Origin of the sequence: Georgenia sp. SYP-B2076, assembly GCF_003991205.1 — a bacterium.
Classification (GTDB): domain Bacteria; phylum Actinomycetota; class Actinomycetes; order Actinomycetales; family Actinomycetaceae; genus Georgenia.
Genome location: NZ_RXOZ01000032.1, coordinates 90338 through 110787, shown reverse-complemented (window position 1 = coordinate 110787; position 20450 = coordinate 90338). Strand labels below are relative to the sequence as shown.

Sequence of the window (20450 nt, the reverse complement as noted above, 5' to 3'; positions counted from 1 at the left end):
TCTGACAAGACGTCAGAAGGTTGCTGACAATCGGTCAGAACAATTCCCGAGACCGTCGAACAATGCCGACGACCTGCGCCAGGTAATCCTCGGTGCTCGTCGGTATGACGGATTCTCCGGCCCTCGCGCGGCACGTGGCGCGACGCATCTCACGTCCGGTGCGGGTCTCGCGCCCGGTGCGGGCCTCGCGCCCGGTGCGAGTCTCACGCCGGGCGGGGCGCGGACGGGTTGCTGGCACGGCGGGCGAGGCGCGCGGCCACCTCCTGGGCGTGCGGCACGACGGCGGCCAGCCCCGTTCCCGCGACCCACGCCCCCGCCAGGCCGAGCCCCGGCAGGGCGTCGGTGCGCGCGACGAGCGCGGCGACCTGGTCGCGGTGCGCTGGGGTGGCGGCGGCGAGCGCGCCCTCCCGGTGGACCACCCGGGCGTCGAGCACCTGGCCGGCCTGCAGGGGCACGCCGAGCAGGGCGGCGGCGTCGCGCAGCGCGAGGGCGGCGTCGACGCCGGCGAGGTCCTCGCCGGGCCGGCCGTAGGACAGGCGGAGCACGTGCACCCCGGGCGGCGTGGCCTCGGCCAGCCAGCGCCACTTCGCCGAGGCGTGGGTCAGGGCCTTGGCGCGCACCGGCCCGGGCCCGGGCGCCACGAGCAGCCCGGCGCCACGCGGGGCGGCGTCGAGCTCGGGGGCGCGGACCACCAGCGTGGCGTGGGTGATGGCGCTGCCCGTGGACAGCGCCACGTGGCTGACGTCGAGGACGCTACCGAGAAGGCCGAGCGCCACGCCCGCCGGCGCGGCGAGGACCACGGTGTCCGCGCGCACGCCCGCCTCGCCGGCGACGCGGACCTCCCACGTGGCGCCCGCGCGGCGCAGCCCCGTCACGGCCGAACCGGTGCGGACCTGCCCGCCCGCGGCCGTCACGGCGGCCGCCAGGGCACGCGGGAGGCGGAAGAGGCCGCCCGAGGTGGTGGCCACGGCCGCGCCGGGCGGCGCGGCCGCGCGCAGCGCGCGCACCGCGGCTGCGAGGGAGCCGTGCCGCACCAGGGCGGCGCGCAGGCCCGGGGCGACGGCGTCCACGACCAGGTCGGCGGGGTCGGCGTTGTGGATGCCGCCGGCCACGGGCCGGACCAGGCGCTCGAGCACCGCCTCACCCATGCGTGCGCGCACCAGGGCGGCCAGGTCGGTGGCGTCCGCGCCGACCTCCGGCGCCAGCTCGGCGTCCCGCGCGGCGCGGGCGGCGCCCTCCGCGCCCAGGGCGGCCACGACGTCCGGGGAGCCCGGGTCGGCGGGGATGCCGAGGATCGACTCGGCCGGGATCGGCGTGGCGCGCCCGCCGTCGGACGAGGACACCCACGAGCCGCCCGCCGGCTGCTCGACGGCGAGCCCCAGGGACCGCGCGAGCGCGCCGACCTCGGGCCGGCGGAGCGCGAACGCCTCCGCGCCCAGGTCGAGCTCGACGCCGCCCACGGTGCCGCCGGTGACGAGGCCCCCCACGCCGTCGCCCGCCTCCAGGACGAGCGGTCGCACGCCCGCCGCCACAAGGGCGTGCGCGGCCGTCAGGCCCGCCATGCCCGCGCCGACGACGACGGCGTCGACGCGGACCGGGGACGCGCCGGGGGTCACAGGGAGTGCACGAGCTCGACGACGCGCGTGAGGACCCCCGGATCCGTCGTCGGCGGGACCCCGTGACCGAGGTTGACCACGTGTCCGGGGGCCGCCCGGCCGCGCTCGACGACGTCGCGGACGTGGGCCTCGAGGACCTCCCACGGCGCGGCGAGCAGCGCCGGGTCGATGTTGCCCTGCAGCGGCGTCTGGCCGCCGAGGCGGCGGTTCGCCTCGTCGAGCGGGAGGCGGTAGTCCACGCCCACCACGTCCGCGCCGGCGTCGCGCATGGCCACCAGCAGCTCGGCGGTGCCCGTGCCGAAGTGCACGCGCGGCACGTCGAGGTCGTCGATGTGGCCCAGGGCGCGCGTGCTGAACGGGGCGGCGTGAGCGGTGTAGTCGCGCAGCGACAGCGCGCCGGCCCACGAGTCGAAGAGCTGCACGGCCCGCGCCCCGGCCAGGACCTGCGTGCGCAGGAAGGCGCCGCTGAGGTCCGCGGCCCAGCGCATGAGCCGGCGCCACGTCTCGGGGTCCGCGTGCATGAGCGTGCGGGCCGCGAGGTGGTCGCGGGAGGGGCGCCCCTCGACCAGGTAGGCGGCGAGCGTGAACGGCGCCCCCGCGAAGCCGATGAGCGGGGTGTCGCCGAGCTCGTCAACGACGAGGCGCACGGCCTCGGTGATCGCGCCGGCGTCGCCCGGGCGGTGCTGGACGAGGCGGTCGACGTCACCGGCGGTGCGCACCGGCTCCGCCACCACGGGCCCCACGCCGGAGACGATCTCGACGTCCACCCCGGCCAGGCGCAGCGGCACCACGATGTCGGAGAAGAAGATGGCGGCGTCCACGTGGTGGCGGCGGACCGGCTGCAGGGTGATCTCGGCCGCGAGGTCGGGGCGCAGGCACGACTCGAGCATGCCCACGCCCTGGCGGGCGGCTCGGTACTCGGGCAGCGACCGGCCGGCCTGTCGCATGAACCACACCGGGGTGCGGGCGGGACGGCGGCCGGAATAGGCCTCGAGCAGCGGCGGCGCTGCCTTTTTCGCGGGGTCGGCCGGGAGGGCGGCGGTATTTGTCACGTGGACATTGTGCCTGGCCCGCGGACAAATGGTTCACTATGGATGCTGTGGTGCTCATCCTCCTCTCCGCGAATCACCACGACCTGGACCTCGCCGACATCGAGCGGCTCAGTGCCGGCGCCAGCGACGTCGGCCGCCAGGTCGTGGCCGACTGGCCTGCCGTGCGCGGGGCGGTCGTGCTCGCGACCTGCAACCGCTTCGAGCTCTACCTCGACGCCGGCACCGACGCCGAGGACGCCGTGCGCGCGGCGCACCAGGCCGTCGCCAGCACCAGCGGCACCGACCCCGCCGAGGTCGCCCGGCTCATGCGCGCGCAGGCGGGCGAGCCCGCCGTCCAGCACCTGTTCGAGGTGGCCTCCGGGCTCGACTCCATGGTCGTGGGCGAGCGGGAGATCACCGGTCAGGTCCGCCGCGCCCTCGACGCCGCCCGCGCCGAGGGGCTGACCTCGCCGCTGCTCGAGCGCACCCTCCAGCACGCCACGCGCACGTCCCGGCAGGTCGCGGTGGACACCGACCTGGCCCGCGCCGGCCGCTCGGTGGTCGCCGTCGCCCTCGACCTGGCCGCCGCGCGCGTCCAGGCCCACGCGTGCGAGCGCCACGGCGGCGCCTGGCCGCAGGACCCCCACGCGAGCCCCGTCCCGCACGGCAGCTGGGCCGGCCGGCGCGCCCTGCTGGTGGGGACCGGCTCCTACGCCGGCGCCTCCCTCGCCGCGCTGCGCGAGCGCGGCGCCACCGACGTCGCGGTGTGGTCCGCCTCCGGCCGCGCCCACGCCTTCGCCGAGAGCCACGGCACGGCCGAGGCGCCGCAGGACCTCGCGACCGCCCTGGCCCGCACGGACCTCGTCGTGACCTGCCGGGGCACGGGCACCCCGGTGCTCGGCGTCGCCACCGTCGCGGAGGCCGTGCGCGCCCGGCGCGAGCGCGGCGAGACCGCCCCGCTCGTGCTCGTCGACCTCGCCCTCCAGCACGACATCGACCCCGCCGCCGCCACGCTCGACGGCGTCGTGCACGTGAACCTGCCCACCGTCCGGGAGCACGCGCCCGCCGCCACCGTCGGCGAGGTCGCCCGCGCCCGCGAGATCGTCGCCGACGGCGTGCGCGCCCTCGCGGACGACGGCGCCGAGCGGCGGATGGCCGACGCCGTCGTCGCGCTGCGCACGACCGTCGAGGAGGCCGTCGCCGCGGAGATCGCCCGGCTGCCCGCCGACGGCACGATGCCGGCCGAGGACGCCGCCCGCGCCCTGCGCCGCCTGGCCGCCCGCCTCGTGCACACCCCGACCGTGCGCGCCCGCGCCGCCGGTCGTGAGGGCCACGGCGCCGAGCACCTGCGCGCGCTCGAGCAGGTCCTGGGTGTCACGGTGCCCGGTCCGGGAGACCCCGCGGCCGGTGCCCCGGCTCCCGCCGCCCCGGGGCCCGGCACCTCGGCTCCCGACGCCACCGGCGCCGCACTCGCGTGTCCCGCCGACGCCGCGGACCGGGCACTCACGTGCCCCGTCGACACCTCCTTGCCGGCACGCCCCGAGGGCGCCGGCACGGATCCCTACCTGGCCGTCGCGACGACGGCCCCGCACCCGGCTCTCCGGCCGGCCGACCTGCAAGGACGCCGTTGATGTCTTCGCTCGCCCCCTACGACGCGGTGCTGCTCCTCTCCTTCGGCGGGCCCGAGGGCCCCGAGGACGTGGTCCCGTTCCTGCGCAACGTCACGGCCGGGCGCGGGATCCCCGACGAGCGCCTCGAGGAGGTGGGCGAGCACTACTACCACTTCGGTGGTCGCAGCCCGATCAACGACCAGAACCGGGCGCTGCTCGCCGCCCTGCGCACCGCGCTGGCGGGGCACGGGCTGGACCTGCCCGTCGTGTGGGGCAACCGCAACTGGGCGCCCTACCTCACCGACACTCTCCGGGAGCTCCACGACTCCGGAGCCCGGCGCGTCCTGACGCTGGTGACCAGCGCCTACGCCTCCTACTCCGGCTGCCGGCAGTATCGCGAGAACATCGCCGCGTCGCTGTCCGAGCTGGCCGCCGAGGGGCGCGAGCTCGCCGTCGACAAGACCCGCGCGTACTACAACCACCCGGGATTCGTCGCCGCCAACGTCGACGCCGTCGTGGCCGCGTACGAGAGGCTCGACGCGGCCACGGACCCCGCCGGCGCGGACCCCGCGGAGGAGACGCCCGCGCCGCTCGTCTTCGTCACGCACTCCATCCCCACGGCGATGGAGATCGCTTCCGGCGCGCAGGCCCCGGGCGGCGCCACGTACAGCAGGCAGCACCTCGAGATCGCCGCCGACATCGCCGCGGAGGCGGCCCGGCGCCTCGGGCACACGGTCCAGTGGCAGCTCGCGTACTGCTCGCGCTCGGGCAACCCGGCCACGCCCTGGCTGGAGCCGGACATCAACGCGACCCTGACCGCGCTGCACGGCGACGGGACCGACCGGGTCGTCGTCGCACCGATCGGCTTCGTCTCCGACCACATGGAGGTCATCTACGACCTCGACACCGAGGCCCGCGAGACCGCCGACGGCCTCGGGATGACCATGGAGCGGGCCGCGACCGTCGGCACCGCGCCGGCGTTCGTCGACGGGCTGGTCGACCTCCTGCTCGAGCGGGCGGCCACCGAGCGCGGCGAGAACCCCGACCGGGCGGCCGTGGGCGCCGTCGGGCCCTGGCACGACGTCTGCTCCCCGGGCTGCTGCCTGCTGCGCGCCGGGGAGCCCACCGGTGTGCCGGCCGCGTGCGAACGACCCGCGGTCGGCGCGGCCGGCTGACCGGCCGCCCCCACACCGCACCGCCCCGCCGCCGACCCATCGAGTACATCCCTCAGCGCATGGCCGAGGGATCTACTCCGGAGCGGGGCACCAGCTCTTGCCCGCGCACGACACCCGAGTCCATGGAGGACCACATGAGCCAGACCAGCCACGCCCTCATCGGTGAGGGCGCCGACAGCGAGCGCATCAACACCGAGATCAACTACACGATGTGGAGCGTCTTCGCGACGGCGTCGCCCCTGCCCGAGAGCGCGCAGGAACGCGCCGCGCTCGTGCGCTCGGCCGAGACCGCCGTGGCGGGCGCCGGCGTCGTGGTGCGCGGCTGGTACGACGTCGCCGGCCTGCGCGCCGACGCCGACCTCATGGTCTGGTGGCACGCCGAGACGATCGAGGCGGTGCAGGAGGCCTACCACCGCCTCCTCGCCTCCGAGCTCGGCGCGTTCCTCGCCCCGGTGTGGTCCGTCGTCGGACTGCACCGCCCGGCCGAGTTCAACAAGCGGCACGTTCCCGCCTACCTGGCCGGCGAGGAGCCGGGCGCGTACCTGAGCGTCTACCCGTTCGTGCGCTCCTACGAGTGGTACCTCCTGCCCGACGACGAGCGGCGGGACATGCTCCGCGAGCACGGCATGGCCGCGAAGGACTACCCCGACGTGCGCGCCAACACGGTCTCGGCGTTCGCGCTGGGGGACTACGAGTGGATCCTGGCGTTCGAGGCCCCGGAGCTGCACCGCATCGTCGACGTCATGCGCGAGCTGCGCGCCGTGGGCGCCCGCCGGCACGTGCGCGAGGAGGTCCCCTTCTACACGGGGCCGCGCGTGGCCCTGGCCGACTGGGCCGAGCGCCAGCCGCGGGGCTGAGCCGGCGGCGCGCCCGGGCTGCGGCGCGCACCGTCGGAGGACCGGTCAGGCGTACCGCGCCGCCGTGCGCACGGTCTGCGCGCCGTAGGGGCCGCCGAACAGGGCCGCGTGCACGACGAGCATGTGGAGCTGGTGCAGGCCCACCCGCTCGCGCCACCCCGGCGCCGGCGGGGACGCCTCGGCGTAGGCGCCCAGGATCCGGTCGAGGTGCGGGGCGCCGAAGAGCGCCAGCTGCGCGAGGTCCGACTCCGCGTGGCCGCCGTGCGCGGCGGGGTCGATGAGCGTCGCCACGACGCCATGCCCCGGCTCGCCGGGGCGCGCGCGATCGCTCGTGCCCGCGCCGTCGCGGGCCCAGAGCACGTTTCCGGACCACAGGTCGCCGTGGACCCGCGCGACCGCCCCGCGGACCAGGCCGGGTTGCGGGGCGTCGAGCGCTCCGTCGGCGACCCGGGCGGCGCAGCGCTCCACGGTCCGCGCGCCGGCGGAGTCGATCGACCCGTTCGCGGTGGCCGCGGCGAGGTAGGGGAGGATCCGCTCCTCGGCGTAGAAGCGCCCCCAGGAGTCGCGACCCGCCGGCGCCGCCGCGCGCAGCGGCAGCGGGGCGCGCCCCATGAAGCCCTCCGCCGACCACCCGGCCGGCGGGGCGCCGAAGTGCGGCGCCCCGGCGGCGTGCGTGCGGGCCACTGCGCGCCCGAAGTCCTCGGCCGCGGCGGCGTCGGGGCGCCCCTCGCTCACGCGCCGCGTCTCGAGCCACCCCGGCCCCTCGGCCAGGACCTCGACGACGGCGGCGCCGCCGCCCGGTACGGCCTCGCCGAGCCAGCGCAGGCCCGCCGCCTCGAAGCGCACCGTGGCCGGGTCGCCGTGGTCGCCCTTCCGGAAACGGGTCATGCGCCCATCATCCACAGGCGCCGCTGACGCCACCGGTCCCACAGGCGCCCACCCGCGCCGGGCCGGCGGGCGCGCCCGCCGGCCTAGCGTTTCCGTGCCGGCCACCGACAGGGCCGGCCCGCCGTCGCCGTGCGACGGGCGCGGGTCACACCCGCGTGCGCACCAGGAGGATGCCATGAGCCAGGACCCCGTGGACCCGGCCGGCTCCGACGCCTCCGCGATGCGGGCGGACGTGCATGCCGCCCTGGGCGCCCTCGCCCTCGCACGGGCGCAGATGCAGGCCTGCTTCCCCAGCGGCTGGGGCGGCTCCGGCGCGGCGGCCTACGCGGACGCCGTCGCCGCCCTCCTCCACCACGCGCAGCAGGTGGCGCGCGAGCTGCGCGCCCTGGACCGGGCGGTCGCCGTCGCGGACCGGGAGCGCGAGCTGCTCCGCGCCGGCGGCGGCGCCTACCTCGCGCTCGGCGGTGGCGCCGCCGCGGCGGCCGGCGGATGAGCCCGGGGACCGGGGCCGTCGACGGCGCACCGGAGTGGGCCGCGCCGGCGCCGCGGCCGTGGACCACGCGCGTGATGGTCACCGGCGGCTCGTCGCCGACGCGGGTGGACACCGCCGAGCTCGCGGCGCTCGGCGCCCGCCTGGAGGAGGCCGCCACCCTCGTCGAGACTGCCACCCGGCACACGCGCGCCGCGGGCGGGCACGTCCTCGAGTACGCCTACCCGCTCATCCCCTCGTTCACCCCGCTCACGGACCGGCTCAACGCCGCGCTGTACCTGGGCCAGAGCCTGATGACGCTCCCGGGCCGGCTCCGCAGCCTCGCCGCCGACCTGGAGATCCAGCGCCAGTGGTACGACGAGGCGGAGCGGCGTGCCGTCCGGGGCTTCCGTCCGCCGCTGTGGCGCTTCCTCGTCTACCTCGCCCCGGGCCCCCTCCGGGCGGCGGTGGGGGCGCTGGACGTCCTGAACGTCGCCGGGCACGTCTCCACTGCGGCCGCGAGCCTCGCGGATCCCCGTGTTCCGCGTGCCATCGTCATGCAGGAGCACGTCGCGGCGCTCGCCCCGGACCTCCAGTACCTCAAGCCGGAGTCGCTCGTGGGCGGCATGCTGGTCGGCGGGCAGTGGGTCGACATCCGCGACAAGACGTCCGTGGAACGAGCCGCGCTGGGCGTGTCCTCGATCCTGGGCACCGCCAGCCTGGTCGCCCGCGGCGGACGCCGGCTCCCCGGTCTCGCGGTCATCCCCGTGCGCGCGCCGGGTGCTCCGCCAGGGCCCGCCGCTGCGCCCTCGCCCGCCGGCGTGCCCGGCCCCCGCGGCGTGCCGGGTCCACGCGGCGGCCGGCCCCCGCGCGGCGCCGCTCCACCACCCAGGGCCGGTGCCGTCCCGACGACCTTTCCGCGCCCCTTGACCGCCCCGCCCACCACGGCGGCGCAGGCGCTCGGACGCATCGCCGCCCTCGAGCGGCACGTCGCGATCTCCGGCACCGGTGTCGTCGAGATCCTGCGCACCACCACCCCCGAGGGGCGGCGGCACTGGACCGTCGTCGTCCCCGGCACCCAGGAGGAGTCGGGTGGCGGCGTCAACCCCATGGACAACGAGACCAACCTGCTGGCCATGGGCGGGGTGGTCAGCGACATGGAGACGGGGGTGGCCACCGCGATGCGCCAGGCCGGCATCGCGCCTCGAGAGCCGGTGGCCATGGCCGTGCACAGCCAGGGCGGGATCGTCGCCGCCCGGCTGGTGGCCGACCCCGTCTTCGCCGCCCACTTCCACGTGACCACCGTGCTGACGGCGGGCAGCCCCATCGGCGCGATCGAGCTCCCGGCCTCGGTCGCTGTGCTCAGCCTCGAGGACGTCAACGACCCCACGGTCGGCCTGGACGGGAATCCCAACGTCCCGGCACCGGGCCACGTCACCGTCGCGGTGGCCCCGGAGCGGCCACCCCACCTGGGCGACGCCCACCACCTGCCCGGCTACGTCGCGGCCGCGGACCTCCTGCCCGACATCGAGGACGACGCCGTCCGCTCCTGGCTGGCGCTCAACGCCCGCGCCATGGGCACCACGGCGCCCGGCGCGCGCACCGACTCCCTGCTGTTCGAGATCCGCCGGACGAGGTGACCACCCGCCCGGCGCCCTAGCGCTTGCCGGGGATCAGGAGGTGGAGGACCCAGCTGATGACGGCGATGATCAGGCCGCCGATCACCGCGGTCCAGAAGCCGTCGACGTACAGGCCGAAGCCGGTCAGCCTGGCGATCCAGCCGGTGAGCAGCAGCATCAGGGCGTTGACGACGAACCAGAACAGCCCCAGCGTGAGGATGTAGAGCGGCAGGGAGAGCAGGTTCACGATCGGGCGGACGAGGCTGTTCACGAGCGTGAAGACGAGCGCGACGACGGCCAGGTCCACCAGGCGCATGGCCGTGGTGGTGGCCGGCGGCACCGTGATGCCGGTGACCAGCAGCGTGCACAGCCAGATCGCCAGGGCGTTGACCAGGAACCTCACCAGGAACCGCATGGCCCGATCCTGCCACCCGCGCCCCGGTGGTAGGCGCAGTCCGGCAAGGCGCGGTTCGGGCGCCGGCCGGTGGTGGGTGCATCCTTGGTGCATGGCCTCCAAGAGTTCCTCGGTCCGGTTGCGCCCCGACGTCGAGAGCCTGCCCGCCTACGTGCCGGGCGAGCGGGCGACCGCCGGGCTCCAGGTGTTCAAGCTCTCGAGCAACGAGATCGCCTACCCGCCGCTGCCCGCCGTCTCGGCGGCGATGGTCGACGCCGGCGCGGACCTGAACCGCTACCCCGACATGTACGCGACCGACCTGACCGAGGCGCTGGGGGAGAAGTACGGCGTCGGCGCCGAGCGCGTGACCGTGGGCAACGGCTCGGTCGCGGTCCTCGCCCACGTCCTGGCGGCGGTGTGCGAGCCCGGCGACGAGGTCGTCATGGCGTGGCGCTCCTTCGAGGCCTACCCGATCGCCGTGCAGGTGGCCGGGGCCCGCCCCGTGCTCGTGCCCGTCGACGCCGCCGGCGGCCACGACCTCGCGGCCATGGCCGCCGCCGTCACCGACCGCACCCGCGCCGTCATCCTGTGCAGCCCGAACAACCCCACCGGTCCGGCGCTGACGCAGACGGAGGTGCGCGAGCTCCTCGCGTCCCTCCCGCGCTCGGTGCTCGTGATCCTCGACGAGGCCTACATCGACTTCGCCACCCTCCCCGACGCGACGGACGGTCCGGCCCTGCTCGCCGAGAACAAGAACCTCGTGGTGCTGCGCACCTTCTCCAAGGCGTACGGGCTCGCCGGGCTGCGGGTCGGCTTCGCCCTGGCCCGCCGCCGCCTCACCGCCGGCTTCCGCGCGACGTCCACCCCCTTCGGGGTGAACTCGCTCGGCATGGCCGCCGCCCTCGCCTCGCTGCGCGTCGAGGACCAGGTCCGCGCGCGCGTCGCCGAGGTGGTCCGCGAGCGGGACCGGGTCGCCGGGGCGCTGGCCGAGCAGGGCTGGACGATCCCGGACCCCCAGGGCAACTTCGTCTGGCTCGACCTGGGCCGCGACGCCGCCGCCTTTGCCGCCCGGGCGCGGGCTGGCGGGGTGCTCGTGCGGGCCTTCGCCGGCGACGGCGTGCGCGTCACCGTCGGGGAGCGGGAGGGCAACGACCTGTTCCTGGCGCTGGCCGGGGAATGGGTCAAGGGCGCCCAGCGGACGCTCGCCCGCGCCTGACCATGTAAGTCGCTGACGGCCTTGCCCGCGCCCGATGGGCGCGGCGCTGTGGTCTCCCACCACGATCGTGCGAGGCCGCCAGTGAACCCGCCGTATTTTTGTGAGATGTCCACACGCGCAACTTACGGTTGCGTAGCCTACGCTGGCGTAGGTTAGCGGCTCGTCGCCACCCTGAGGGGCCGCTCGCTCTCCTGCCGCGCCGTCGCCTACCGGCGACCGGCGCGGCAGGAGCATCACGCGTCCTCCCGGGGCGCCGTCGCCGAGGAGGTACCGCTCCATGCAGCTCGAGTCCACCGTCGTTCCCCAGACCCGACCCGATGAGATGGTCCAGCTCCTCGACCCCGCGGGCCACCGGCACGAGGACCCCCTGTACGGCCCGATCGCCGCCCAGCTGGACGCCGAGGCCCTGCGCGCCATCTACCGTGACATGGTTCTCACGCGGGCCTTCGACGACGAGGCCACCGCGCTGCAGCGCCAGGGCGAGCTGGGCCTGTGGGCGCAGAGCCTGGGCCAGGAGGGGGCGCAGGTCGGCTCGGCCCACGCCCTGGCCGGCCGGGACTTCGTCTTCCCGTCCTACCGCGAGCACGGCGTGGCCGTGGTGCGCGGGCTGGACCCGAACCTGCTGCTGCCCGTCTTCCGCGGCGTGCGCCACGGCGGGTGGGACCCCGCGGCCCACAACTTCCACCTGTACACGTTCGTGGTCGGCGCCCACGCGCTGCACGCCGTCGGGTACGCCATGGGCGTCCAGCGCGACGGCGACGTCGGCACCGGGGACGACGCCCGCGACCGCGCCGTCGTGGCGTACTTCGGGGACGGCTCGACCTCCCAGGGCGACGTCAACGAGGCCATGATCTTCGCCGCCTCGAACAACGCCCCGGTGGTCTTCTTCTGCCAGAACAACCAGTGGGCGATCTCCGTGCCCACGACCACCCAGAGCCCGGTCCCGCTGGTGCACCGCGGCGCCGGCTTCGGCATCCCGTCCGTGCGCGTGGACGGCAACGACGCCCTCGCCTGCTACGCCGTGACCCGCGCCGCCCTCGAGCGGGCCCGGTCCGGCGGCGGACCGACCTTCATCGAGGCCGTGACCTACCGCATGGGTGCGCACACCACCTCCGACGACCCGACGCGCTACCGCGCGGGCGCGGAGGAGGAGAGCTGGCGCGCCAAGGACCCGATCACCCGCCTGCGCCGCTACCTCGAGGACGAGCGGCTCGCGGACGAGGCGTTCTTCGCCGCGCTCGACGACGAGGCCGCCACCCGGCGGGACGGCACCCGCGCCTTCTGCCGCGCGCTCACCGGCGGCCCGCACACGGAGATGTTCGACCACGTCTACACGGCGGCGCACCCGCTGGTGGAGGAGGAGCGCGCGGCGCTCGCCGCGTACGAGGCGGGCTTCGCCGACGCCGGACCCGGCGCCCACGACGATCCCGACCCTGGCGCCGGAGCGCCCGCCGACACCCGGGGCGCCGCGCGCGAGGAGGTGGCCCGATGACCGCCATGCCCCTGGCCCGCGCCATCAACGCCGGGCTGCGCCGCGCCATGGAGCGCGACCCCAAGGTCCTCCTCATGGGCGAGGACATCGGGCCGCTCGGCGGCGTCTTCCGCGTCACCGACGGTCTCCACAAGGACTTCGGGAGCCAGCGCGTGGTCGACACCCCGCTGGCGGAGTCCGGGATCGTGGGCACCGCCGTCGGCCTGGCGATGGCCGGGTACCGGCCGGTGTGCGAGATCCAGTTCGACGGGTTCATCTTCCCCGGATTCGACCAGATCACCACGCAGCTGGCGAAGCTGACGTACCGCTCCCAGGGTGACCTGTCGATGCCGGTCGTCATCCGCGTGCCGTTCGGCGGGCACATCGGCGCCATCGAGCACCACAGCGAGTCGCCCGAGTCCCTGTTCGCGCACACCCCGGGCCTGCGCGTCGTGGCCCCTGCCACCGCTGCCGACGGCTACTCGATGATCCAGCAGGCCATCGCCTCGCCCGACCCGGTGCTCTTCTTCGAGCCCAAGGCCCGCTACTGGGAGAAGGGCGAGGTCGACCTGGAGGCGGAGGTGGACCTCGGCGCGACCGGCGTGACCACCGGCCTGCACGCCGCGCGGACCGTGCGCGCCGGCACCGACGTCACGCTCGCCGGGTACGGCCCCACGGTGAAGACCCTGCTGGCCGCCGCGGACGCCGTGGCGGCCGAGGGCAAGAGCGTCGAGGTCATCGACCTGCGCTCGGTCTCGCCGATCGACTTCGACGCCGTGGCCGCCTCCGTGGAGCGCACGGGCCGCCTCATCGTCGCCCACGAGGCGTCCACCTTCTTCGGGCCCGGCGCGGAGATCGCGGCCCGCATCACCGAACGCTGCTTCTACTCCCTCGAGGCGCCCGTGCTCCGGGTCGGCGGGTTCCACACCCCCTACCCGGCGAACACGCACGAGGAGGAGTACCTGCCGAACCTGGACCGCGTGCTCGACGCCGTCGACCGGGCCATGGCCTACTAGGCCTACCCCGCACCACCCGAGCACCACCCGCGAACACAAGGAGCCCCACCGTGCCGAGCTACCAGCAGTTCCGCCTTCCCGACGTGGGCGAGGGCCTCACCGAGGCGGACCTCGTGGCCTGGCAGGTGGCGGTGGGCGAGACCGTGGCCGTCAACCAGATGATCTGCGAGATCGAGACCGCCAAGTCCGTCGTCGAGCTGCCCAGCCCCTACGCGGGGGTCGTCCACCAGCTGCTCGTGGAGGAGGGCGCGACGGTCGACGTCGGCACGCCCATCATCGTCGTGGACGTCGACCCCGGCGGTGCGACCGCCCCGGCCGGCGACGCCGGTGAGGCCGCGTCCCCGGACGAGCCGGCCGCGACGGCGGGGGAGCCGGAGGGCTCGGGATCCGTGCTGGTCGGCTACGGCACGCGCGCCGGCTCGTCGGCCCGGCGCCCGCGCAAGGGCCCGACGTCGCCCGCGCCGGCCGCCGCCGCGCCCGCCCCCGCGCTCGCGTCCGCACCCGTCTCCGTGCCGGCTCCCGCGCCGGTCGTCTCGGCACCGGCACCGGCGCCCGTGGGCAACGCCGGCGCGTCCGCCGTCGCCGGGACCGCGCTGGACCCCGAGCGTCACGGCGCGCGGGTGATGGCCAAGCCGCCCGTGCGCAAGCTCGCCAAGGACCTCGGGATCGACCTCTCCGCCGTCGCCGGCACGGGCCCGGGCGGCATCATCACCCGCGAGGACGTCCAGGCACAGCACGAGGAGGCCCAGCCCCGCGCCCTGGCCACGTACCCCGGCGACGACGAGCCCTGGCTGGCCGGCGGGACCGTCTCCGCGGACGGGCGCCAGACCCGCGTGCCCGCGAAGTCGGTGCGCAAGCGCACCGCCGAGGCCATGGTCCACTCGGCCTTCACCGCCCCGCACGTCACCGTCTTCCACACGGTGGACGTCACGAAGACGATGAAGCTCGTGGCGCGGCTCAAGGAGGACCGCGAGTTCGCGGACGTCCGGGTCACCCCGCTGCTCATCACGGTGAAGGCGCTGATCCTGGCGGCCCGGCGCAACCCGGAGATCAACGCGGCCTGGGACGACGAGGCCAAGGAGATCGTCTACAAGCACTACATCAACGTCGGCATCGCCGCCGCGACGCCCCGGGGCCTCGTGGTGCCCAACATCAAGGACGCGCACCGCCTGAGCCTCCACGGGCTCGCCGGCGAGCTGAGCGCCCTCACCGCCACCGCGCGGGCCGGGAGGACCCAGCCGCGGGACATGGCCGACGGCACCATCACCATCACCAACGTCGGCGTGTTCGGCATCGACACCGGCACGCCCATCCTGAACCCGGGGGAGTCCGCGATCCTCGCGTTCGGCGCGATCACGCAGCGCCCGTGGGTGCACAACGGCAAGATCAAGCCGCGCTGGGTCACCCAGCTCGCGCTGTCCTTCGACCACCGGCTCGTCGACGGCGCGCTCGGGTCGAAGGTGCTCGCCGACATCGCCCGCGTGCTGGAGGACCCGGCCCAGGCGCTCGTCTGGAGCTGACGGCGGGCGCTGCGCCGCCCCGCCGTGCGCCCGGGCGCCGTGGCGGGTAGCACTGACCCATGACGAACAGCAGCGGGACGACCGGCGCGGTCCTCCTCGACGCCGACGGCACCCTCGTGGACTCCTCCTACCTGCACGTCTCGGCGTGGTCCCGAGCCTTCGACCAGGTCGGCCAACCGGTGGACTCCTGGCGGATCCACCGGTGCATCGGGATGGGCTCCGACAAGCTCCTCGCGGCGCTGCTGGGCGAGCGCGCGGACGAGCTCGGCGACCAGGCCAGCGAGGCGCACTCCGCGTTCTACGCGTCGACGACGGACCAGCTGCGCCGGTTCGACAAGGTCCATGAGCTGTTGCGCGCCCTGCGTGAGCGGGGCCTGAAGGTGGTCCTGTCCACCTCCGCGCCGCCCGACGAGCTCAAGCACATCCGCGCGGCGCTCGACGCCGACGACCTCCTGGACGCGGTCACGGCCGCCGAGGACGTCGAGAACGCCAAGCCGGAGCCGGACCTCGTCGGAGTGGCCCTGGAGAAGGCCGGGGTCCCGGCCGCGCGCGCGGTGTTCCTCGGCGACGCCGTGTGGGACGTCGAGGCGTGCCAGCGGGCGGGGGTGGCCTGCATCGGCGTCCTCACGGGCGGCATCAGCGCCGCCGAGCTGCGCGACGCGGGCGCCGTCGCCGTCTACGACTCGGTCGCCCACCTGCTCGCCGAGCTCGACGGGTCGGCGATCGCGAGCCTCGGGGGCTGACGCGCGACATCCGGGCGTGGCAGGAAGTGGACATGGCATAGACGTGCCTCCCCTGCTGCTGGTATCAGCCCACACCTTCTCGTTACGGTCGAGGAGTTCCACCGGTAGACACCTCTCTCCGAGAGGCGCCCGGCGGGACGGGACACGGCGAACGAGAGGGGGAGCCATGACTGATGCATCGGTGCTGCTGCCATTCGAGCCGCGGCCGTCGGAGCGCGACTCCACCCACCTGGGTGAGGCGATGGCTGCCTACGCCTCCGAGGCCCGCACCGGAGAGCTCATCAGCCTCCGCGCGCGCCGCGAGGTCACGCCTCTCGAGATCGACGAGCGTTCCTACCCCCAGCTTCGTGAGGAGATCAGCCGCAGCATCCTTGCCGCGGCGACGCCCCACCGACTGGACCGGCTTTTCCCCGGCGACCCCCAGCAGCTCCTCAGGCCCCACGGAGGCGTGAGCTTCGGCTCCGGCGCCGCCGGCGTGCTGTGGACCCTGGCGGAGGTCGGGACAGAGGTTCCCACCGAGCTCGTCGACTGGTTGGAGGGGGCGGTCTTCCGGATGGAGGGTCCGGGACCGGGGCTCGTCGACGGGCTCGGTGGGATCGCGCTCGCGCTGGACCGTCTCGGTCGCGTGGACGCTGCACGGCGCCTGTGGGAGACGCTCGAGGAGGTCCCGCTCGCGGGCCTCGGCACCGAGCTGGACGGGGGGCTGCCCGGCCTCGGGCTCGCGCTTCTCGAGCGGGCGCCCTTCGACGACGGCGACGCGCTCCTCGATCGCGTGTGCATGATCGCCGACGAGCTGACCACCAGGCTGGACCCGCAGGGCCGCGCCCTGCTCCGGCCGGGGGTCCTCCACGGCGGCGCGGGTGTGGCGCTCTTCCTCCTTCACGTGTATGAGATCACCGCCGACAAGCGGCTGCTCGCCCACGTGGAGACCGCACTCCGCCGTGACCTCGCGCTCCTCGGCTGGGCACCCTTCGCGGAGCCCGGCGCCCCGGCGCTGTGGCGCCAGCGCCCCTACTTCGGCGTCGGCAGCGCGGGTGTCGGCATGGTCGTGCACGAGGCCATGAACTACATCGACGCGCCGTGGCTCTACCAGGCACGTGAGTCCATCGCGGCCGCCTGCGAGCAGCACGTCAGCTCCCACCCGGGGCTGTTCCACGGGTGGGCGGGCACGCTGGTGGCCCTGCAGTACCTGCGCTCACGGCCGTGGGACCCGCCGTCGGACCGCCTGTCGGTCATCAGCCCCCACCTAGAGCGCCTGGGCGCCGCCACCGCGCGCATCCCGTTCATCGGCGCTGACGCCCACCGGCCCTCCGCCGACCTCGGCTCCGGCGCCGCCGGGGTCCTGATCGCCCTGGACCAGCTCCTGGGCGGCGGCGACCGCCGCATGCCCCTCTTCTGGTGACGACGACCCAGGGAACGAGGGAGGGACTCCGATGAGCGCACTGCCCACCGCGGCACCGACGCACGCCTTCGGCAGCCCTCTTCGCCTCGCGCCCGCCCGGCCGACGACCACCCACGGCATCCCCGGGCGCGCGGGCCACCTCGTCGCCGCCCTCGGGGACCGCGCGGACGTGCACGGCCCGTGCGACGAGGTCGGCGCCGACATCCACGCGGACCTCAGCGACAACGAGATGCACGAGATCCGCGCCGTGCTGCGCACGGTCCTGGCGCTGGAGGGGCCCGTCCTGGACCTCGCGGCCGGGCTCGGGCGGCTGACTGTTCCGCTGCTCGCGCTGCGGCGGGAGGTCACCGCGCTCGACATCTCCGGCGAGATGCTCGACCGCCTCGTGACACGCCTGCACAGGGCGCCGGAGGCGTTGCTGCGGCGCTGCAGCACCGTCCAGGCGGACATGAGCGACTTCTCCCTCGGCCGGGAGTTCGCCGCGATCGTCCTGGGTGGGTCCTCGGTCGCGCTCCTCGACGGGGCCGGGCGCGCGGGCCTGTACCGGTCGGTGTGCCGCCACCTCGCCCCGGGCGGCCGGTTCCTCGTCAGCACCATCGACCACGGCGCGGGCCTGCTGCCGCCCGAGGTCGGCACCGAGCTCGTGACGCCCAGCGGCCGCAGCTACCGCGCGTACGACTACTGGGAGCCCGGCGCGCCCACGTGGACCCTGACGGCCCTGCCGAAGGACACCGGTCGCGGGCGCGTCCCCGTCTTCACGACGACGCAGCGCGTGCTGGGCGGCACTCAGCTCCAGATCGAGCTCGAGCGCGCCGGCCTGGAGGTGGTCTCGCGCACCGTGGTGTCGCAGGGTCGCAGCCGTCAGCCGATCGTGCTCATCGAGGCGTCGCTCCCGACCTACGGCTGAAAAGCCGGCGCGCGCGCAGGCACGGCGGCTGCCGTGGTGCCGGTCGGCGCGCTCCCGTCGTCAGCGCTTTCAGCGTGCGGGCCGACGCGACGCTCGCGCCGTCCGACTCGCGAACCCCTAGAGGCAGCCCAGCTGGGCAGCACGGACTCCCAGCGCGAAGCGGCTCGCGGTGCCCATCCGGCTGCTCAGCGTGTTGATCATGCGCCGGACCGTGCGGATGGAGATCCCCAGCTGCCGGGCGATGGCCTCGTCCTTCATGCCGCGCGCGAGGAGCTGGAGGAGCTCGCGCTCCTCGGGGCGGAGCTGGTCCTCGTCCGCGGCCGTCGGCGCGAGATCCGTGCCGCCCTCCCAGAGCAGCTCGAACAGCGCGCGCAGGGTTGCGACGACGCCGGGCGTGTTGACGATCACCGCGCCGCGCCAGTAGTCCTCGGGGTCGAAGTTGAGGACGGCGACTTCGCCGTCGTAGATGAGGATGCGGTTGGGCACCGTGATCGACGTCCGGGCGGCCGCGCCTCGCTCTGCCAGCCAGGCCGCGTACTCGGGAACCCCTTCCGCGTGGCGGGCGGCCGCGGGATAGATCGAGCGGTTCTTGATGCCGCGTGCCAGGAAGGGCTCTTCGTCGGTCTTGGCCTGTGCGAGCATGTGCGGCGTCGGCGCCATGGTGATGACGGAGTCGAGGGTGTTCGACACATTCTGACTGAGCTCGCGCAGCCGCGACACGATCTCATCAACGCCGGTCAGGTGCTCGACCGCGCCGATGCGCCTGTTCACTGCCCGTTGGTACTCGTCGATGAGCTCGGCGGCCCCGGACCGGATCGCGCTGAGCTGCTCCTGCTCGCGGTGGAGCTTCTCCTCCTGCTGACCGAGGAGCCGCTCGAAGGCCACCTGGGGAGACTCGGTGCGCAGGTCGGTCGGGTCCGTGTGGCCCCGGCGGAGGAACCCGCGCTCCTCGAGCACGTCGATGAGGGCATGTACCTCGTCGTGGCCGAGGCCGGTGCGTTCGACGAGCTGCGGGTGGGTCGCGCCGGGCGAGGACAGCAGGGTGCGATACACCGCGATGGCGTTCGCATCCAGTCCCAGCGTTTCGAACATGGCTCCCCAGACGACGTGATCCTGCGTCGATGATATGCGGGTCGGTTCGTCCCGTTGTACGGGCCCGTTGCTCGGGGGTGTCGCGCACTTCCTGCCATGACAGGAACTGCGCAGAACCGCTTCCTACTATCGCCGTCCGAAAGCGCGATGATCGGCATGAAGGGGCCGCCCCCCCGGCCCCACTCGTCCTAAGGGAGAACGAACATGGTGCGAAAGCTGGGAGCTAGCCTCCTCCTCGCCGTTGGGCTCGTCGGCATCGTCGCGGCGCCGTCGTCCGCCGCGAGCGTGAAGGACGGCCGCGTGTCGACGAACTGTTCAATCTGCTGGCCGATGCCGGGCTCGCGCTGACCGACGCTCAAGGTCCCGTCCAGGACTGAAGCAGCGTGCTTGCGCCCCGGGCCGGAACTCTGGCCCGGGGCGCAGCCGTGTCTTCGTTCGTTGCCGCGCCTACAGAGACTGCTGCTGCGCCACCGCCCGCACGGTCTGTGCGCGCGGCGCCGCCCGCACTGCCCGTGCACCTGGCTGCGGGCACCGTGGGCCCGAGATGTGAGGATGGCCGCGTGCCTTCCGACGTCGCCCCGACCGCACGGCCAGACGAACCAGAGGGACCGCGCCGCCGTGCCGTCGTGGCCCGCCGGCTCGTGGTCGCGCTCGTCGCGCTGGGCGTCGTCGCCATCGGTCTCTACCTCGCGCTGCGCCTGCCGCCGGCCCACGACGGCGTCGCGGCCCCCAGCGCCTCGCCGGTGGCCCCCAGCCCTGAGCCGAGACCCCTCGACGGTCTCCACGTGGTCCTGGACCCCGGGCACAACGGAGGGAACGGCTCCGCCGCCGCCGAGGTCAACGCGCTGGTGGAGGACGGCCGGGGCGCCGCCAAGGCGTGCAACACCGTCGGGACGTCGACGGCCTCGGGTTACCCCGAGCACGCCTTCACCTGGGACGTCGCCGTCCGCGCGCGCGCCGTGCTGGAGGCCGACGGCGCGCAGGTCACCCTCACCCGGGAGAGCGACGACGGCGTCGGCCCCTGCGTGGACGTCCGGGGCCGCATGGCGCAGGACCTCGACGCCGACCTGACCGTCTCCCTGCATGCCGACGGTGCGGACGACCCCACCGTGCGCGGGTACTTCGCGATCGTCTCGGCGCCTCCGCTGAACGAGGCGCAGGGCACGCCCTCCCTCGCCCTCGCCCGCGCGCTGCTCGAGGCGCTGGCGGGGGCCGGCTTCACGCCGTCGTCCTCGTACCCGGGCGCGCTGAGCGAGCGCGCCGACCTCGCGACGCTGAACTGGGCGCAGCGCCCGGCCGTGATGCTCGAGCTCGCCGAGATGCGCAACCCCGAGGAGGCGTCGCTGACGGAGAGCGAGGACGGCCGGCAGCGCTACGCCGACGCCGTGGCCGCGGGTATCGCCGGCTGGGCCGCCGGCTAGACC

Annotated in this window: 19 protein-coding genes; 14 read left to right on the top strand and 5 right to left on the bottom strand. The window is 75.1% G+C overall.

Annotated features, from left to right (window positions below; translation table 11 throughout):
• Positions 1–203: 203 nt before the first annotated feature.
• Both EJK16_RS13240 and hemE read right to left on the bottom strand, forming a co-directional pair.
• Entirely contained in the window at positions 204–1616 is a 1413-nt protein-coding gene (locus tag EJK16_RS13240) for an NAD(P)/FAD-dependent oxidoreductase (protein WP_240646048.1), read from the bottom strand.
• Positions 1613–2668, bottom strand: a complete 1056-nt coding sequence (gene hemE / locus EJK16_RS13235) for a uroporphyrinogen decarboxylase (RefSeq protein ID WP_240646046.1) — start codon at positions 2666–2668, stop codon at positions 1613–1615. The genes EJK16_RS13240 and hemE overlap by 4 nt, the downstream gene beginning before the upstream one ends.
• 47 nt (positions 2669–2715) lie before the next feature.
• On the opposite strand from hemE, the gene EJK16_RS13230 reads away from it, so the two are divergent.
• The 3 genes from EJK16_RS13230 (at position 2716) to hemQ (ending at position 6289) form a co-directional block, all read left to right on the top strand.
• The gene (locus tag EJK16_RS13230; RefSeq protein WP_240646044.1) at positions 2716–4278 is read left to right on the top strand and encodes a glutamyl-tRNA reductase; all 1563 of its coding nucleotides are present in this window, start codon (positions 2716–2718) and stop codon (positions 4276–4278) included.
• On the top strand, positions 4278–5432 hold the full coding sequence (locus tag EJK16_RS13225; protein WP_127130062.1) for a ferrochelatase: 1155 nt from the start codon (positions 4278–4280) through the stop codon (positions 5430–5432). Before EJK16_RS13230 ends, EJK16_RS13225 begins: the two co-directional genes overlap by 1 nt.
• Before the next feature lie 134 nt (positions 5433–5566).
• Complete coding sequence (gene hemQ / locus EJK16_RS13220) at positions 5567–6289, top strand: hydrogen peroxide-dependent heme synthase (protein ID WP_127130060.1); 723 nt, start codon at positions 5567–5569, stop codon at positions 6287–6289.
• A gap of 45 nt (positions 6290–6334) precedes the next feature.
• Here the strand turns inward: hemQ and EJK16_RS13215 are convergent, their stop codons facing one another.
• On the bottom strand, positions 6335–7177 hold the full coding sequence (locus tag EJK16_RS13215; RefSeq protein WP_127130058.1) for a fructosamine kinase family protein: 843 nt from the start codon (positions 7175–7177) through the stop codon (positions 6335–6337).
• Positions 7178–7352: 175 nt separating this feature from the next.
• Between EJK16_RS13215 and EJK16_RS13210 the strand changes: the two genes are divergently transcribed.
• Together EJK16_RS13210 and EJK16_RS13205 are read left to right on the top strand one after the other, a co-directional pair.
• Complete coding sequence (locus EJK16_RS13210; RefSeq protein ID WP_127130056.1) at positions 7353–7670, top strand: hypothetical protein; 318 nt, start codon at positions 7353–7355, stop codon at positions 7668–7670.
• Complete coding sequence (locus EJK16_RS13205; RefSeq protein ID WP_127130054.1) at positions 7667–9286, top strand: hypothetical protein; 1620 nt, start codon at positions 7667–7669, stop codon at positions 9284–9286. Before EJK16_RS13210 ends, EJK16_RS13205 begins: the two co-directional genes overlap by 4 nt.
• Positions 9287–9302: 16 nt before the next feature.
• Here the strand turns inward: EJK16_RS13205 and EJK16_RS13200 are convergent, their stop codons facing one another.
• Entirely contained in the window at positions 9303–9680 is a 378-nt protein-coding gene (locus EJK16_RS13200) for a phage holin family protein (protein ID WP_127130052.1), read from the bottom strand.
• Positions 9681–9771: 91 nt separating this feature from the next.
• On the opposite strand from EJK16_RS13200, the gene hisC reads away from it, so the two are divergent.
• The 7 genes from hisC to mpaM all read left to right on the top strand — a co-directional run bounded on the left by hisC (position 9772) and on the right by mpaM (position 17934).
• Positions 9772–10875 carry a histidinol-phosphate transaminase gene (gene hisC / locus EJK16_RS13195; protein WP_127130050.1) on the top strand — a complete coding sequence of 368 codons (1104 nt, stop codon included), beginning with the start codon at positions 9772–9774 and terminating at the stop codon, positions 10873–10875.
• A gap of 277 nt (positions 10876–11152) precedes the next feature.
• Positions 11153–12367, top strand: a complete 1215-nt coding sequence (gene pdhA, locus EJK16_RS13190) for a pyruvate dehydrogenase (acetyl-transferring) E1 component subunit alpha (protein WP_127130048.1) — start codon at positions 11153–11155, stop codon at positions 12365–12367.
• Positions 12364–13362: an alpha-ketoacid dehydrogenase subunit beta gene (locus EJK16_RS13185; protein ID WP_127130046.1), complete on the top strand. Its 999-nt coding sequence runs from the start codon at positions 12364–12366 to the stop codon at positions 13360–13362. The genes pdhA and EJK16_RS13185 overlap by 4 nt, the downstream gene beginning before the upstream one ends.
• Positions 13363–13412: 50 nt before the next feature.
• Positions 13413–14882 (top strand): dihydrolipoamide acetyltransferase family protein, encoded by a 1470-nt coding sequence (locus tag EJK16_RS13180; protein WP_127130044.1) that lies wholly within the window; start codon positions 13413–13415, stop codon positions 14880–14882.
• A 59-nt stretch (positions 14883–14941) separates the two neighbouring features.
• On the top strand, positions 14942–15625 hold the full coding sequence (locus tag EJK16_RS13175) for an HAD family hydrolase (RefSeq protein WP_127130042.1): 684 nt from the start codon (positions 14942–14944) through the stop codon (positions 15623–15625).
• Between the two features lie 166 nt (positions 15626–15791).
• The gene (locus EJK16_RS13170; protein WP_127130040.1) at positions 15792–17027 is read left to right on the top strand and encodes a lanthionine synthetase LanC family protein; all 1236 of its coding nucleotides are present in this window, start codon (positions 15792–15794) and stop codon (positions 17025–17027) included.
• Positions 17028–17058: 31 nt separating this feature from the next.
• Complete coding sequence (mpaM, locus tag EJK16_RS13165; RefSeq protein ID WP_127130038.1) at positions 17059–17934, top strand: daptide-type RiPP biosynthesis methyltransferase; 876 nt, start codon at positions 17059–17061, stop codon at positions 17932–17934.
• Positions 17935–18051: 117 nt separating this feature from the next.
• Here the strand turns inward: mpaM and EJK16_RS13160 are convergent, their stop codons facing one another.
• Entirely contained in the window at positions 18052–19026 is a 975-nt protein-coding gene (locus EJK16_RS13160) for a LuxR family transcriptional regulator (RefSeq protein WP_127130036.1), read from the bottom strand.
• A 204-nt stretch (positions 19027–19230) separates the two neighbouring features.
• Between EJK16_RS13160 and EJK16_RS19640 the strand changes: the two genes are divergently transcribed.
• Both EJK16_RS19640 and EJK16_RS13155 read left to right on the top strand, forming a co-directional pair.
• Positions 19231–19374 (top strand): hypothetical protein, encoded by a 144-nt coding sequence (locus tag EJK16_RS19640; RefSeq protein WP_164737346.1) that lies wholly within the window; start codon positions 19231–19233, stop codon positions 19372–19374.
• Positions 19375–19586: 212 nt separating this feature from the next.
• Positions 19587–20447 (top strand): N-acetylmuramoyl-L-alanine amidase, encoded by an 861-nt coding sequence (locus EJK16_RS13155; protein WP_127130034.1) that lies wholly within the window; start codon positions 19587–19589, stop codon positions 20445–20447.
• Positions 20448–20450: the final 3 nt, after the last annotated feature.